This window comes from Flavobacterium sp. ARAG 55.4 (assembly GCF_051846875.1).
Lineage (GTDB): Bacteria > Bacteroidota > Bacteroidia > Flavobacteriales > Flavobacteriaceae > Flavobacterium > Flavobacterium plantiphilum.
The window spans coordinates 92,763-108,792 of sequence record NZ_JBPYCT010000013.1; the positions used below are offsets into that span (position 1 = coordinate 92,763).

14 protein-coding genes are annotated in these 16,030 nt (G+C 33.7%); 10 read left to right on the forward strand and 4 right to left on the reverse strand.

What is annotated here, in order from left to right:
* Window positions 1-260: 260 nt before the first annotated feature.
* The 3 genes from ACSV4D_RS14525 (at window position 261) to ACSV4D_RS14535 (ending at window position 5,517) form a co-directional block, all read left to right on the forward strand.
* Window positions 261-1,451 (forward strand): DUF4998 domain-containing protein, encoded by a 1,191-nt coding sequence (locus ACSV4D_RS14525; RefSeq protein WP_439228817.1) that lies wholly within the window; start codon window positions 261-263, stop codon window positions 1,449-1,451.
* 457 nt (window positions 1,452-1,908) lie between these two features.
* Window positions 1,909-4,353 carry a TonB-dependent siderophore receptor gene (locus tag ACSV4D_RS14530; RefSeq protein ID WP_439228818.1) on the forward strand — a complete coding sequence of 815 codons (2,445 nt, stop codon included), beginning with the start codon at window positions 1,909-1,911 and terminating at the stop codon, window positions 4,351-4,353.
* A gap of 45 nt (window positions 4,354-4,398) precedes the next feature.
* Entirely contained in the window at window positions 4,399-5,517 is a 1,119-nt protein-coding gene (locus ACSV4D_RS14535) for a PepSY-associated TM helix domain-containing protein (protein ID WP_439228819.1), read from the forward strand.
* A gap of 130 nt (window positions 5,518-5,647) precedes the next feature.
* On the opposite strand, the gene cmk is transcribed toward ACSV4D_RS14535, so the two are convergent.
* The gene (gene cmk / locus ACSV4D_RS14540) at window positions 5,648-6,343 is read right to left on the reverse strand and encodes a (d)CMP kinase (protein ID WP_439228820.1); all 696 of its coding nucleotides are present in this window, start codon (window positions 6,341-6,343) and stop codon (window positions 5,648-5,650) included.
* Window positions 6,344-6,497: 154 nt separating this feature from the next.
* A complete protein-coding gene (locus tag ACSV4D_RS14545) occupies window positions 6,498-8,753 on the reverse strand; it encodes a M1 family metallopeptidase (RefSeq protein ID WP_439228821.1) in 2,256 nt (751 codons plus the stop codon).
* Between the two features lie 120 nt (window positions 8,754-8,873).
* On the opposite strand from ACSV4D_RS14545, the gene ACSV4D_RS14550 reads away from it, so the two are divergent.
* The gene (locus ACSV4D_RS14550) at window positions 8,874-9,728 is read left to right on the forward strand and encodes an aldose 1-epimerase family protein (RefSeq protein WP_439228822.1); all 855 of its coding nucleotides are present in this window, start codon (window positions 8,874-8,876) and stop codon (window positions 9,726-9,728) included.
* Between the two features lie 118 nt (window positions 9,729-9,846).
* The gene (locus tag ACSV4D_RS14555) at window positions 9,847-10,416 is read left to right on the forward strand and encodes a DUF3575 domain-containing protein (protein WP_439228823.1); all 570 of its coding nucleotides are present in this window, start codon (window positions 9,847-9,849) and stop codon (window positions 10,414-10,416) included.
* A gap of 7 nt (window positions 10,417-10,423) precedes the next feature.
* Here the strand turns inward: ACSV4D_RS14555 and ACSV4D_RS14560 are convergent, their stop codons facing one another.
* A complete protein-coding gene (locus ACSV4D_RS14560; RefSeq protein WP_439228824.1) occupies window positions 10,424-10,651 on the reverse strand; it encodes a VF530 family DNA-binding protein in 228 nt (75 codons plus the stop codon).
* Between the two features lie 69 nt (window positions 10,652-10,720).
* Here ACSV4D_RS14560 and smpB point away from each other — a divergent pair, with 69 nt between their 5' ends.
* Window positions 10,721-11,176, forward strand: coding sequence for an SsrA-binding protein SmpB (smpB, locus tag ACSV4D_RS14565; protein ID WP_408079005.1), 456 nt, complete (start codon window positions 10,721-10,723; stop codon window positions 11,174-11,176).
* Window positions 11,177-11,186: 10 nt separating this feature from the next.
* On the opposite strand, the gene ACSV4D_RS14570 is transcribed toward smpB, so the two are convergent.
* The gene (locus tag ACSV4D_RS14570) at window positions 11,187-11,828 is read right to left on the reverse strand and encodes a protein-L-isoaspartate(D-aspartate) O-methyltransferase (RefSeq protein WP_439228825.1); all 642 of its coding nucleotides are present in this window, start codon (window positions 11,826-11,828) and stop codon (window positions 11,187-11,189) included.
* Window positions 11,829-11,951: 123 nt separating this feature from the next.
* Here ACSV4D_RS14570 and ACSV4D_RS14575 point away from each other — a divergent pair, with 123 nt between their 5' ends.
* The 4 genes from ACSV4D_RS14575 (at window position 11,952) to ACSV4D_RS14590 (ending at window position 16,026) form a co-directional block, all read left to right on the forward strand.
* On the forward strand, window positions 11,952-12,917 hold the full coding sequence (locus tag ACSV4D_RS14575) for a Gfo/Idh/MocA family protein (protein ID WP_408079001.1): 966 nt from the start codon (window positions 11,952-11,954) through the stop codon (window positions 12,915-12,917).
* Between the two features lie 86 nt (window positions 12,918-13,003).
* On the forward strand, window positions 13,004-13,891 hold the full coding sequence (locus ACSV4D_RS14580) for a 3-hydroxyacyl-CoA dehydrogenase family protein (RefSeq protein ID WP_439228826.1): 888 nt from the start codon (window positions 13,004-13,006) through the stop codon (window positions 13,889-13,891).
* A 27-nt stretch (window positions 13,892-13,918) separates the two neighbouring features.
* A complete protein-coding gene (locus tag ACSV4D_RS14585; protein ID WP_439228827.1) occupies window positions 13,919-14,581 on the forward strand; it encodes a YggS family pyridoxal phosphate-dependent enzyme in 663 nt (220 codons plus the stop codon).
* Between the two features lie 83 nt (window positions 14,582-14,664).
* A complete protein-coding gene (locus tag ACSV4D_RS14590; protein ID WP_439228828.1) occupies window positions 14,665-16,026 on the forward strand; it encodes an exonuclease domain-containing protein in 1,362 nt (453 codons plus the stop codon).
* Window positions 16,027-16,030 lie beyond the last annotated feature (4 nt).

Below are 16,030 nucleotides of genomic sequence, written 5' to 3' on the forward strand. Positions count from 1 at the left end.
AACTACTATAAAAACTACTGCTAACACCGTTTTTTAACTGCGTATTTCCTGCTAAAAAAAAATTAAAATACTGGCTATGAATTAATTTAAATAGCGATAATAAACAGTATTTAATACAGGACACAACAGGATACTGACAATACTTGCATTTTATAACTTCAAAAAAAACACCTCTTTTATTGCTGAAATTTTGATTAAAAACACACATTAATGAGGGAATTTTATCAAAACTAACCGATTATTAACCAAACCAAATTATTATGAATTTCAAACACCGTTATGCGATTAAATTAATTATTTTGAGCTTATTTTTAACCATTTTATCCTGTGATGATGAATACTCTATGTATTCTTCAAATAATGGTTCAAATACAGCAACTGAAATTTCCTCTTTTGAAATAAGACCGGGAATAAATATGGTTTCTATTGAAGGAAAAGTTGATGATGCCAATATGTCTGAAGTAAAAATATATTGGGACAATAAATCTCAATCTGTTACAGTACCAGTAACACATGAAGGTGAAGAAAACTTATTTGCAACAGAAATCAATAATCTTGATGAAAAACTTCACATATTCGAAATTCTGTCCATTGACAGTGAAGGAAATAACACTGAGCTTGCCAGCGGAGGAGCCAAAGTTTATGGTGATACTTATCTGAGTTCTATTGAAAACAGAGAAATTGTTACTTCAGAATTAAAACACAGTCAATTAAATTTTACGTTTAGCCCAATAGCTCTTATTACCGGAATTTTAGGTACTGAAATAATCTATACCAATGATCAGGATGAGGAAATTGAGATTTTCAACAAAACTAACAATATTAAAATTGCTATATCTGATTTCAAAAGTGGTACAACCTTAAAATACCGCACCGCTTTTAAATACTCACCACTAGCACTGGACACCATTTACACGGACTACACTAATCATAAACCATTTGTTTTACCTATTTTACAAAATGCTGCAGTACCTTATATAGCAGAAGAAGCCGGTTCAAGATGGGGTAATTTAGGATCTCCATGGATTACCAATGATGCAGCAAAAAACCACGACGGATATGGTGGATGGGATCAGAAAAACGGCAATATTTTTAATCTCGAATCCGGTTGGGGAGCTCCTGAAATTGTTAATGGAAAAATATATCAAACTATTAGTTTAGAGCCGGCAACTTATCAGTTAAAAGTTACTGTAACAGCTACAAATCATTCCCTTGCAGATGAAGGTGGTGCATATTTTGTTATCTCCAGTGGAAATGGACTTCCCGATGTTGAAGACCTGAATACAGCAACCGGAGTTTTAGGATACGAAAGAATTGAAACCGTAAAAGTTTATTCTGTAGAATTCACTGTGAATCAAGCCTCTGAGGTATCTTTTGGAGAACTTACAACTCAATCTGCAGCTGGTCGTTATTGTAATATAAAATCATGGGAACTGGTCCATGTACAATAATTATTAAAAAAACATTAACATATAAATTAGAAAAGACAGTCCTTTTAAATTAAAGTGCTGTCTTTTTTAGTATATAAAACTATTGAAAACAGAACAACTCTCTATCTTCTTAGCAAGTTTGCTCTAAAAACACTTTAACGGGTTATCGGGAAAGTTCTTTCCCAGCCTGCCTGATCTATTTGACAGATTTTTCAATGATGCTTTTGAAATGATTTATTAACCGTTTCATCAGAAAAAAACTAAACAACGAAATCAAAGATGGAGAACGAATTAGCAAACAGGAATTCAGCTAGCAGTCTTTTAGCAGTTTTTTTTTACACTTCCTGAAGTCAACTAAAAAACAAAATCACAATGCCCTATATAACAGCTCTTTAATATAAATATAAAAAATAACAGTTATTTTTATTTGTACTTGTTCTAAATAAAAATAAATTTGCAAAAAATTAACGTATTTATCATGAGAAAAATTTGCATCATATTGTTATTCGGGCTGTCCGCAATATTAAGAGCTCAAAGCGGTTCTGTAAAAGGAAAAATATACACTGAAAACACTCCGGATTATTTATATTCGACTGTTATTATTAAAGAAAACAATCGTCAGGCAGATGCTGATAAAAATGGAAATTACGAACTTAAAAATTTAAATTCCGGAACCTATACCTTACTTTTTACAGCTTTAGGATACATTAGTCAGGAAAAAAAAGTAACCTTAAGCGAGAATGAAAATACAATTATTAATGTTACTTTAAAAGAAAACATAAATGCTTTACAAACGGTGGAAATTATCGGTAGAAAAGAAAAGTCATATAAAAATACCCGCTCTTTTATTGGTGCAAAAACCGAAATTGCATTAAAAGACCTGCCACAATCCGTTTCTTATGCTACAAAAGAATTAATTGCCGATCAGGGAACGATGCGTGTGGGAGAACTGGTAAAAAACTTTAGTGGCGTAACACAATTCACCTTTTACGATGATATTTCCATCAGAGGATTTAGAATTAACGGACAAAGTAACACCCAATTATTAAACGGATTACGAACTTCTACGGGTTTCTGGAAACAGCCCTTAACCAATTACCTTGAACGTGTAGAGGTTTTAAAAGGGCCTTCTTCTGCCCTTTTCGGGAACGCTTCTCCGGGTGGTGTGGTGAACAGAGTTACCAAAAAACCATTGGATCAGGCTGCTAATAGCATCAGTTTTTCAACCGGAAGTTTTAACACCCTAAGAGCTTTAGGTGATTTTACGGGACCGCTTAATGAAGACAAAACGCTTTTGTATCGTCTGAATATTGGTTACGAAAATGCTAATTCATTCAGAGACCTACAATTTGACAAAAACATCGTTATTGCTCCTTCCTTTTCATTCCTGCCTAATGACAAAACGCGTGTGAACTTTGATTTAATTTACAACAATTCCAAAAGTATTTTAGACCGGGGACAATCTACTTATGAAAATGATTTGTACTCTACCAATATCAGACAATCGCTAAACGCTACAAATGATTACCTAAACGAAGAAACGTATATTCTTACCACTTCATTAAACCATCAATTAAGTGACAATCTTTCTTTTTCGGCATCTTATATCCGTACAGGATACAACGAAGATTTATTAGAACATCGCGGAGCTAATAAATATGCAGTTGACGGCGACGGAGTTTCCATCCCAACCGCAATTGAAATGCAGGTTTTTATGAGAAAAAGAAAACGATATATCGATAATATTTCTAACTTTTTTGTTTATAAAACTAAAACCGGAATACTGGATCACAACTTAGTTTTAGGTTATGATTATGCTCAGGAAAAACTTCCTGCGGGAGGTTCTCAGTTAGAAGCAAAAGGTTATAGAAACGCAGCCAATACAGGTGCCATTAACACCTATAATCCTAATAACCAAAGTGCTTATTTACTAGATGCAAATGGAAATCCTGTTCCCAATGTGGCACATTTTGATTTATCAAATCCATACAATTCTCAGCAATTAAAAGACATGAGTAAATATTTTTACACCACCAGAGCTTATGACCCTACTTTTTACTCTACGTATGGAATCTATTTGCAGGATCAGATAAAACTAGGTCCGCTGAAAGCATTATTGGGTGTACGCTATGACGAATATATTGATAGGGAAAACTATACTAAAGACAATGAAAAGAAAGTAAAACAACATTCTTTTTTACCACGTCTGGGACTTACCTATACTTTGACACCTAATGTTAATTTATACAGTACTTATGTAAAAGGATACAATCCGCAAACGGCATCGATAATTTCTAATCCAAATGCGGGAGGTCCATTTGATCCCTTAGAAAGCAATATGATTGAATTTGGTGGAAAATCATCATGGTTTAACGAAAGTTTGTATGTAACCTTAGCTTTTTATAAAATCAAAGAAAAAAATAGCTTGTACAATGCCAATGATTCCAGCAATATTGATTTAATGAGAGCTATCGGTGAACAGGAATCCAAAGGAATTGAAATTGATCTTAATGGGCGAATTACTAATCAATGGAGCATTTCGGCAGCTTACTCTTTCAATGAGTCCAGTATTACCGATAGTCCGGTAGCCAGTGAAATTGGCAGACAAAAACCGAACACACCTAAACACCAGGGAAATATTTGGACAAGATATAATTTTACCGAAGGAGCATTGAAAGATTTTGGACTGGCTTTTGGTTCTAATTTTGTTACCCAACGTAACCTGAGTATTAGTGCAACTCAGACGATTCCGGGTTATACTGTGATGAATGCTGCTTTGTATTACACTATTAATAAATTCAAAATCCAGTTGAATGCGAATAATATTGCGAATAAAACGTATTGGGTTGGCGGATACGATTACATCCGGGTATTCCCGGGAGCACCTAAAAACTGGTTATTAACCTTAGGTTATTCGTTTTAATTCTCTTTTATTTGTACAAAAAAACACTTATTCAATAAGGTTGAAATGAATAAAAGAATCAAGAAAAGTATCGGAAAAATACATTTATGGCTCGGACTTGCGTCCGGGCTTATTGTATTTATTGTAGCCTTATCAGGAAGTATTTTGGTTTTTGAAGAAGAAATTGATACGTTCATTCACCCTGAATTTTACAAAGTGGAAACTGTTGGAAAATTTAAAAAGCCAATAGATTATTCCATAAATACATTAAAAAAAGAATACGCTATTGACACAATCAACCGTATTTATACTTTTAATGATCCTGAACGTACCGTTCTTGTCATGGGCAAAAATACCAAGGGTAACACTATCTTTTTTGCTGTAAATCCTTATACCGGAAAAATTGTCAGTAGTATAGAGCAAAAGAAACATTTCTTTTCTATTGTCAATAAATTACATCGCAGTCTTTTACTTGGAAAAACCGGAAAATTCATCACCGGTTGTTCCTGCTTAATTTTTATCATTATACTATTGAGTGGTTTGTTTTTATGGTGGCCCAAAAAACTCAAGAATTTAAAACAACGGCTAACTATCAAATGGAATGCTTCATTCAAGAGAGTTAATTGGGATTTTCACTCTGTTCTTGGTTTCTATAGTTTCCTGTTTTTATTCATTATAGCGCTTACAGGGTTAACCTGGTCATTTAAATGGTTTGAAAACAGTCTTTATTATCTAACGGATGGCATTGCTGTAAAACCATCTATAAAAGTAACCAATCCTCCTAAAACAGAGTTACTGTCTCAAAAAACATTTTTCTATCAAAGCATTATAGATCAAACAAATGAAATTTATCCTTACCAGGGGAACGTTCAGATAAGAATGCCAAACGACACGGTTAGTAGTATTTTAGTAACCAAAGAAAATACAGAAAAAAGTATTCCTAATCAATCCAGCATTGCCTATTTTGATAGATATACAGCTAAAAATATCCAAACAAAACCTTATGAAACCTTTACAAAAGGAGACAAATTAAGACGCATTATTTATCCTGTACATACGGGAAGTATTTATGGTTTACCTACTAAAATAATTGCTTTTTTAGTATGTCTTTTTGCTGCCAGCGCCCCCATTACAGGATTTTTAATCTGGTGGCGACCAAAAAAACAGAAAAAAATTCTACATTAGATAAAGTACTAAATTCTTTAAAAAAAGTAGTTGTACTTAAAGTTATTTATAATTAAATGCACATCCTGCCTCCAGCAAATAAATTCTGTTGATTTAATAAACTTCAAAATTTAAACCGCATTTTAAAGAATTATTTCTTTTTCATAATCTTATTTACCACCTCTAAAACCAGATCAAACTGATCTTCACGGCTTAGGTTAGAATTATCAATTTCAACCGCATCGTCTGCTTTTGTCAATGGCGAATTATTTCGGTGTGTATCAATATAATCACGCTCTACTACATTATTAAAGACTTCTTCAAAAGTAACCAAATCTCCTTTTTGTATCAGTTCATCATACCGCCTTTGAGCACGGGTTTGGGCACTTGCCATCATGAATATTTTAAGTTCTGCCTCAGGAAAGACAACTGTTCCTATATCCCTTCCATCCATCACAATGCCTTTGTCCTTACCCATTTCCTGCTGCTGTTCCACCAGTTTTTTTCGTACTTCTGTAATCTCAGCTACTTTGCTCACAAAACCGGAAACTTCAAAGCTTCGGATTTGTTTTTCTACATTTTCACCATTCAGATGCATTTCGGCAAAACCTAATCCGCTATTAAATTTAAACTGCAAACGAATAGCCGGTAAACTCTTTATTAAAGCTTCTTTATCAAAAAATTCATCATTAATGTATCCTTTTTGCATAGAAAAGAAAGCAATTGCACGGTACATAGCACCCGTGTCTATAAATACATATCCTAAATGTTTTGCCAGTTGTTTTGCTAATGTACTTTTTCCTGTGGAAGAAAACCCGTCAATTGCAATTATAATTTTTTTATCCAAAATGAAGTTCTTGAGATTATTAAATAAATAAAAACAATAAAAGTACATTTTTTTACCCTTTACAAACAAAGATTACGGCGATATAATTTTGAAAAAACAAAAACGGCTATTGAGTATTTTCAATAGCCGTTCAGCGTTAACAATTAGATTACAATTATTTATCTTTTGTAAAAGGAATTTTTCTGGTTTCACTTACAATCATGTCAAATCCTGTTTTATCTTCATTAAACTGAAATTTCAAACCGGCACGTTTAGACTCAAAAAAATCTTTACCAATAGGACTTAGTGAAAATTCCGGATAATCAGTAATTTCTACATTCAAAAGAGTATTTTTTTCAGTAATTACAATCTTAATAGGCATTCTGGAATTAGAATAACTTCCTAAATAAGGATCTAAAATAATATCCTTTTCAATTATTCCCTTATCAGCAGTCCAGCTATTATTGGTTTCATTAATATCAGGAAATACATGATCCGGATCCAGTGTTATGCTTTCTATTTCTTCAGTCGAAGGGTGTTTAAAAGTCCATTGGACATTTTTTTGCCAAACCTCTACAGGTAGTTTAACACGCTCTGTTTTTCCGCTTTTTGTTTTGATGTCCATAATAACCGGCATTGGCATTTTTTCGAAATTCTCAATCGTAATTAAAACACCTTTTTTAGGATCATTTTTTATGTATTTGATAGCATTAACGCCCTGATCAAATTGCCAGTTGTACTGAAACCATCCTCTCCAGAACCAGCCTAAATCTTCACCGCCTACATTTTCCATTGTTCTGAAAAAATCATCCGGTGTAGGATGTTTAAAAGCCCATCGTTCTACATACGTTCTAAAAGCCCTGTCAAATCGGTCTTCCCCTAAAATTTGCTCTCTTAACATTACTAATCCGGCACTAGGTTTTGAATAACATAAAGTACCTATGTTTGCTTCCTTCATATTATCCGGTGAACTCATCATGGTTTCTAAATCGGCTCTTGTATAGGTAGAGGCGTGTTCATGCATGTCTTCTTTTTCGCCTTTATATTCACCATTATTAAAATCAACATCACTTAATGTATTAATAAAAGAGTTAAATCCTTCATCCATCCAGGCAAATAAACGCTCATTAGATCCCACAACCATTGGAAACCAGTTATGTCCAAACTCATGATCCGTAACGCCCCACAGGCTTTTCCCTTTCGCTTTCCATCCGCAAAAAACAATTCCCGGATATTCCATTCCTCCTTCATTTCCGGCTACATTTGTCGCTACAGGATAAGTATATTCCAGCCATCTTTTAGAATAATTCTCTATCGAATGTTTGACATATTCAGTAGAACGTCCCCAGGCTTCGTTTCCGGCACTTTCTTCCGGATAAGCAGATAAGGCTAATGCTTTTTTTCCGCTTGGCAAATTAATTTTGGCTCCGTCTAAAATAAAAGCTGCCGAAGATGCCCATGAAACATCACGAGCATTATTTAATTTATAATGCCAGGTTTTAGTAGTTGAAACCGGAGTTTTAGCCGCTACTACATCTTCAACAGAATGAATCATTACTGTCTGATCACTTTCTTTAGCCTGATTGAATCGTTTGAATCCTTCAGATGAATACACTTCTTTTGGATTTAATAATTCTCCGGAACAAACCACAATATGGTTTGAAGGAACGGTAAGAGAAATATCAAAATCACCATATTCTAAATAAAACTCTGATGCACCCAGATAAGGATTTGTATTCCAGCCTCTAATATCATCATACACGCACATACGCGGATACCATTGTGCAATAGTAAATATTTTTCCGTTTTTAGTTTCCAGAACTCCAGTTCTGTCTGATCCTTCGTTTGGAGAAATATAAGAAAACTCTATTTTGAACTCAACTTTCCCTCCTTTTGATTTCAAAGTTTCCGGTAAAAAAATCTGCATGCGCGTATCAGTAATAAGATATTTCGCTTCTAAATCCTTTACCTTCTTGTTATCAATTTTAATAATTTTAACCGATTTAATTTTATGACCTCCGTCAAAAATTTGTCCCTGTTTTCCGTTTCTGCTTCCGGTTACAGGCACAATTGCCTCACCGCGGGAATCTTCTTTAAATAAATTCTGATCTAAATTTAGCCACAAAAAAGACATTTCGTCCGTACTGTTATTGGTATACGTAATAATATCAGTAGCTGTAATTTCATTTGTACTTTCATTTAAACTGGCAGTTAATTGATAATCGGCACGGTTTTGCCAATACGCAACTCCCGGTTTTCCACTTGCTGAACGTGTAGCTGTCCCATTTTTAGTATAAAAAAACGGAGCAAAAGCATCGTGGTAATCATAGTTAGATTTTTGTTTTAAAGCAGTAGTTTCCTGGGCTGTTAGAGCGCTTCCCCCTAAAAAAAGAGCTATTTGAAAAATAACTCCCAATCGAATGTTTTTCATCTTTTTTCAATTTGAAACAAATTAATAAAAAAAATTACAGATTACTTTAATATAATTTAAGGTTTAATTAAAATTTATGAAATATCTTTATACGAACTTAATTTTTTAAAAAAATACGCTTTGATTACAACAATTTCTAATGCCGGTCTTACCGCAAAAATAAATCATAAAGGAGCGGAATTATGTTCCTTACAATCTAATGAAACCAGTAAACAATACATCTGGGAAGGAAACCCTGAATTTTGGGGAAAACATTCACCCGTATTATTTCCTATCGTGGGAACACTTAAAAACAATTCTTTTAAAATAGATAATTCTGAATATAATTTACCCAGACATGGTTTCGCAAGAGATTTAGTGTTTGAATTAACTGAACAGAAAGAAAATCGCGCTGTTTTTTCCATTCAGGAAACAGCTGAAACATTGAAAGTCTATCCTTTTAAATTTGAATTGCGAATTATTTACACCCTTGAAAATAAAAGCCTTAATATTGAATACAAAGTAATTAACCTAAGTAAATCTAAAATGCCTTTTTCTATCGGTGCACACCCGGCTTTTGCTTTAGAAGGAAATTTCGAAAATTATGCCATTGCTTTCGAAAAAGACGAAGCTTTGGTTTATAATCTTTTAGAGAATGATTTAATTTCAGACAAAACGGAAACAATCGAAAAACAGGATGATTTAGTAGCATTAAATTATACTTTATTCGAAAATGATGCTCTTATATTTAAAAACCTGAAATCAAGCAGTTTAACTATATTAAAAAACAAAAATCCTTTACTTGAAGTGGCTTATAATGGATTTCCGCATTTAGGAATCTGGACTAAGCAAGACGCTCCGTTTATTTGTATCGAACCCTGGTATGGTTATTCAGATACAAACGATACTACAGGAAATATTTTTGAAAAAGAAGGTATCCAAATAATAGAAGCTAATGAAGTTTTCGATTCAAAATTCAGTATTACACTGTTTTAAAATTAATATTTGTAGTTCCGGTTACTTAGTATTCCCATCAAAATTAACATAATTATAGTAAATACTTTACAGTAAAAAACATACTTTTGCCAGCTTACCCGCCATTTTACATCAAAAAATGGCGGTAAATATACCTATGAAAAAACTCAGCTTCTCTCTTTTTATTTTTTTATTTTCGATTACAATACAAAGTCAGACTTATATCAAATTTAACGGATTATCCGCTTTAGTGGGAGTACCACAAGTAGGAATTGAAACCAGCATTGGAGCTAAATCTACCCTGAGTATTGATATTTTTGCGTCATTCTGGAAATCTTTTGATGGAAAACCCATGCAGGCAATTATGTTAACACCTGAATACCGCTATTACTTTAAAGAAAAATATAAGGGCTTGTATCTAGGTGCCCATACCGGACCTGATGCTTATAAATTACAAAAATGGAATTACTGGGGAACTAATAAATATGAAAAAGGTTTGGGTTACCGTATAGGCGCCACAATTGGTTATCAAAAAAAATTAAGCGATAAATTAACCTTAGATGCTTTTATTGGCGGCGGTTGGCATCAGGGATTTTATAAAGGATATTACACCGATCAACCCGGAAGATATGAATCAGCTACCAAGTATAATAAAAGTGGTGAATGGCTTCCTTACAGAGGCGGCGTTATGATTTCCTACAAGTTGTAATTACAATTTAATCAAATTTAGGCAATGATTTAATATATAATTCTTCTACTTTTTTTCTGGCCCAATCGGTTTTTCTTAAAAAAGTCAGACTTGATTTTATACTTGGATTATCCGTAAAACATTTAATTTTTATCAATTCCCCTAAGGTATCAAAACCATAAAAAGCAACTAATTTTTCCATTACTGTTTTTAAAGTAACCCCGTGAAGCGGATCATTTGATGTTTGTTTTTCCATAAAGCAAATTTATATCAATTTGATTAAAAAATTGTGGAATTTTAGTAATTGTTCTACATTTGCAATCCTATGCTAAAAACTGTCAACATACTTAATAAAAGAGCGCGATTTGATTATGAAATAATCGAAAAATTCACTGCCGGAATTGTTCTGGCAGGAACTGAAATCAAATCGATACGTTTGGGAAAAGCCAATATTACAGAAAGTTTTTGTGAATTTAGCGGTACCGAACTTTTTGCTATCAATACTTACATAGAAGAATATTCTTTCGGAAACCAATTTAACCATAAGTCAAGAAGTGAACGAAAGTTACTTTTAAATAAACGGGAATTAAAAAATCTTGCCCGAAGTGTACAGGCCAAAGGATTAACGATTATCCCGTTACGTTTGTTTACAAATGAAAAAGGGCTTGCAAAACTCGAAATCGGACTTTGTAAGGGTAAGAAAAACTATGACAAACGCGAATCTTTGAAAGAACAGGATACCAAACGTGATCTGGACAGAATAAAAAAAGCTTTTAATTAATTTTAAAAGCTTAATTTTTATCTTCTAACAAAGGAACAAACCGAAACTCTCCTAACTCGTGTTTTTCAAACTGAGTTTCGTTTTTCCGGATCAGCAATGTCATAATCTGCACCTCTTCTCCTAAAGGGATTACTAACCTGCCTCCTATTTTTAACTGAGCCATTAAAGGTTTAGGAATAAATGGTGCTCCGGCTGTCACAATAATTCCGTCAAAAGGACCATAAGTAGGCAAGCCTTTATACCCATCGCCAAAAGTGAGGTGTTTAGGTCTTATTCCTAACTTCGGCAACAATGCTGATGTTTGTTTAAACAACTCATTTTGCCTCTCTATACTATACACTTTTGCTCCCATCATGCATAAAACAGCCGTCTGATATCCGGAACCGGTGCCTATTTCTAATATTTTATGTTCTTTTTTAATTTCCAGTAACTGCGACTGAAAAGCTACGGTATAAGGCTGGGAAATGGTTTGTCCGGCACCAATGGGAAATGCTTTATCCTGATAGGCATAATCCTCAAAACTTGAATTCAAAAAAAGGTGTCTCGGGATTTTTTTTATCGCATCGAGTACTCTTAAATCAGTAATTCCTTTGTGCTGTAAAGTGCTTACTAACTGATTGCGAAGTCCTTGATGTTTGGCTGTATCTTTCAATGCGTGGAGTTTATTTTTTGGTAAAAATAACAGTAAAAATTCCAAAATCCAAAACCCAAAATCCAAATCAATTATTCTATATTTTTAATTTGAATTTCCTACTTTTGTTAAAAATACATTATCATGCTAAAAGTTGGAGTTTTAGGTGCCGGGCATCTGGGAAAAATTCATTTGCGTTTATTACAACAATCTGAAAAATACGAATTAGTTGGTTTTTATGATGAAAATCAGGAATACGCTCAAAAAATTTCAAAAGAATTTGGATACAAAAATTTCAATACTATTGCCAAATTGATTCATGCTGTAGATGTAATTGATATTGTAACCCCCACTCTTTCCCATTACAAATGTGCCAGAACTGCTATAAAATCAGGTAAGCACGTTTTTATAGAAAAACCTATTTCGAATACTATTGAAGAAGCTGAGGAAATTATTGCTTTAGCAAATGAATATAATGTAAAAGGACAAGTAGGTCATGTAGAACGCTTTAATCCTGCTTTCATAGCGACCAAAAGCATGGTCGAAAATCCCATGTTTATAGAAACACACCGTCTGGCTGAATTCAATCCGCGTGGTACCGATGTTCCAGTGGTTTTAGACCTAATGATTCACGATATTGATGTGATTTTAAGTGTCGTAAAATCCAAAGTGAAAAATATTAGTGCCAGTGGGGTTTCTGTAATCAGTGATACGCCGGATATAGCTAATGCACGAATCGAATTTGAAAACGGCTGTGTTGCTAATTTAACTTCGAGTAGAATTTCGATGAAAAACATGCGAAAAACACGTTTTTTCCAAAAAGATGCTTATATCTCGGTTGACTTTTTAGAAAAGAAATGCGAAGTGGTAAAAATGAAAGATGCTCCCGAAGTTCCTGGCGATTTTGATATGATTTTGCAAAATGCTGAAGGCGTGAAAAAACAAATTTACTTTTCAAACCCTGAAGTACAGCAAAATAATGCTATCTTAGATGAATTAGAAACGTTTGCGGATGCCATTAACAATAACACTACCCCAATTGTAACTTTGGATCAGGCAACAGAAGCTTTGAGAGTGGCATATCAAATTATAGCTTGTTTTAAGAAATAATTTCAGATAAAATAATAAGTTAGCCACGAAATCACAAAGTTAATTAGTGATTTCGTGGCTAAAATATAAACAGCATTTTTTACAATATGAAAATAGTAGCAGTAATAGGTGCAGGAACGATGGGCAACGGAATTGCTCATACTTTTGCGCAAAATGGTTTTACGGTAAAATTAATTGATGTTTCCGAAGCTGCTTTGGAAAAAGGAATGACTACTATTTTTACTAATTTAGACAGAATGCTTTCCAAAGGAAGTATTACTGCCGAAGATAAAATGAAAACCATTACCAATATTATTTGCTATACTGATATTGAAGATGGTGTAGTTGGCGCCGATTTAGTCATTGAAGCTGCAACCGAAAATCTGGATTTAAAACTTCGTGTTTTCAGAAAACTAAATGAATTATGCTCGCATAACACCATTTTCGCAACCAATACTTCTTCTATTTCAATTACCCGAATTGCTGCAGAAGTAGCACATCCCGAACGGGTAATTGGGATGCATTTTATGAACCCTGTGCCTTTAATGCCATTAGTTGAAGTAATTCGTGGAAATAAAACCAGTGATGAAGTAACTAAAATCACGATGACTTTAGCCCAAAAACTTGGTAAAAATCCGGTAGAAATAAATGATGCTCCGGGATTTGTTGCCAACAGGGTTTTAATGCCGATGATCAATGAGGCCATCGAAACTTTACATACTAATGTAGCAGGTGTAACTGAAATTGACACAGTGATGAAATTAGGCATGGGACACCCCATGGGACCTTTACAATTGGCAGATTTCATTGGTCTTGATGTTTGTCTTTCAATAATGAATGTTATATTCGAAGGTTTTAAAAACCCTAAATACGCTCCCAGCCCACTTTTAGTCAATATGGTTAATGCTAAAAAATTAGGCGTGAAATCGGGAGAAGGTTTTTACGATTATTCAGAAAATAAAAAAGCCGAAAAAGTTGCTAAACAGTTCCTTTAATAATTTTAACTAAATAAAAAGTTTAAAATGTCTATACCTTCTAATTTGCAAAAAATAAAATCATCTTTACCAGAAAATGTAACTCTGGTAGCCGTTTCTAAAACCAAACCCGTATCGGATTTAATGGAAGCTTATAATGCCGGTCAAAGAATTTTTGGTGAAAACAAGGTTCAGGAAATGACTGAAAAATGGGAACAAATGCCCAAAGACATTCAATGGCACATGATAGGCCATGTTCAGACCAATAAAGTAAAATTTATGGCAGAATATGTAAGTCTGATTCATGGTGTAGATAGCTTGAAATTATTACAGGAAATCAATAAACAAGCTCAGAAAAATGATCGCATAATTGATTGTTTATTGCAAATACACATTGCTGAAGAAGAAACCAAATTTGGCTTTGACGAACAGGAACTTGAAGTTCTTTTAAATTCAACTGAATTTCAGGAAATGAAAAATATTCGTATTTTGGGATTAATGGGAATGGCAACATTTACAAATAATCAGGATCAAATAAAACAGGAATTTATTCACCTCAAAGCTATATTTGATACTATTCAAATGCAGTCAGTTCCCACGTTAAAACTTTCAGTACTATCAATGGGAATGTCCGACGATTATAAACTAGCTATCGATTGTGGCAGTACGATGATTCGGGTAGGAAGTAGTATATTTGGAGAGAGAAATTGATTATTGATTATTGATTAATGATTAACCATTTGAGAATTCAGATTTAAAACTGAATACTAAAAACTGTAAACTGAATACTTATTTTGTACGCAATATTAGACATAGAAACTACCGGAGGACAGTTTAATGAAGAAGGGATTACTGAAATTGCTATCTATAAATTTGACGGTCATCAAATAGTTGATCAATTTATCAGCCTGGTCAATCCCGAAATTCCTATCCAGCCTTTTGTGGTAAAACTAACCGGAATTAACAATGCAATGCTTCGTTCGGCTCCAAAATTTCATGAAGTTGCCAAACGAATCGTGGAAATCACAACGGATTGTGTTTTAGTGGCTCATAACGCTGATTTTGACTATCGTATCCTTCGAACTGAATTTCGTCGTCTGGGTTATGATTTCAATACCAAAACACTTTGTACAGTTGAATTGTCTAAAAAACTATTGCCGGAACAAACTTCCCACAGCTTAGGAAAATTAGTTCGTGCATTAGGAATTCCAATGGCCGACAGACACCGTGCCAGCGGAGACGCCATGGCTACTGTTAAGCTCTTTAAAATGCTTTTGGACAAAGATGTAGAAAAAGAAATTATTACCGGATTAATCAAGTCGGAAATCCAAAAAGGGATAGCTCCTAAATTATTAGATATTATAGAAAGTTTACCTTCAAAAACAGGGGTTTACTACATTCATAATGAGCAAGGTAAAATTATTTTTATTGGTAAAAGCCGAAACATAAAAAAAAGAGTCAATCAGCATTTTACAGGAATCACCCGAAGCGCAAAAAAAATACAGTCTGAAGTTTACACGGTAACTTTCGAAGAAACAGGAAACGAACTCATAGCACTGATAAAAGAAGCACAGGAAATCAAAATAAATAAACCGGTTTATAATCGTATGTCCCGCAAAAATCATTTTTCCTGGGCTATTTATTCTGAAAAAGACAGTGCGGGTTATTTGCGTTTGAAACTTCAGAAAACAGATGGCAGAAAAAAAGAAATTCTTTCCTATCTAAATGCTGCTGATGGTAAAAATGCCTTACACAGCATTACTGAAAATTATCAGTTGTGCCAAAAACTAACCGGTTTATACGAAAGTAAAACCAATTGTTTTCAGGTGACGACTAATGAATGTGATGGTGCCTGTACCGGTAAAATTTCTCCTTCAGACTATAATCTGAGAGTACAAAATTTTATTGATAAAAATAGTTTTGACAATAAAAATATGATTATTGTCGACAGAGGCAGAAATGTTAATGAAAGAAGTGCTGTACTGGTGGAAAATGGTGTTTATAAAGGATATGCCTATTACGACTTAAACTATCAGATTAATAATCCGGAAATTTTAAAAAACATTCTCATCCCGATGCAAAGCAGCCGCGATATACAGCGTATTATTCAAACTTATATCCGAAAAAACAAAGCTTTAAAGATTATCCATTTTTAAACTT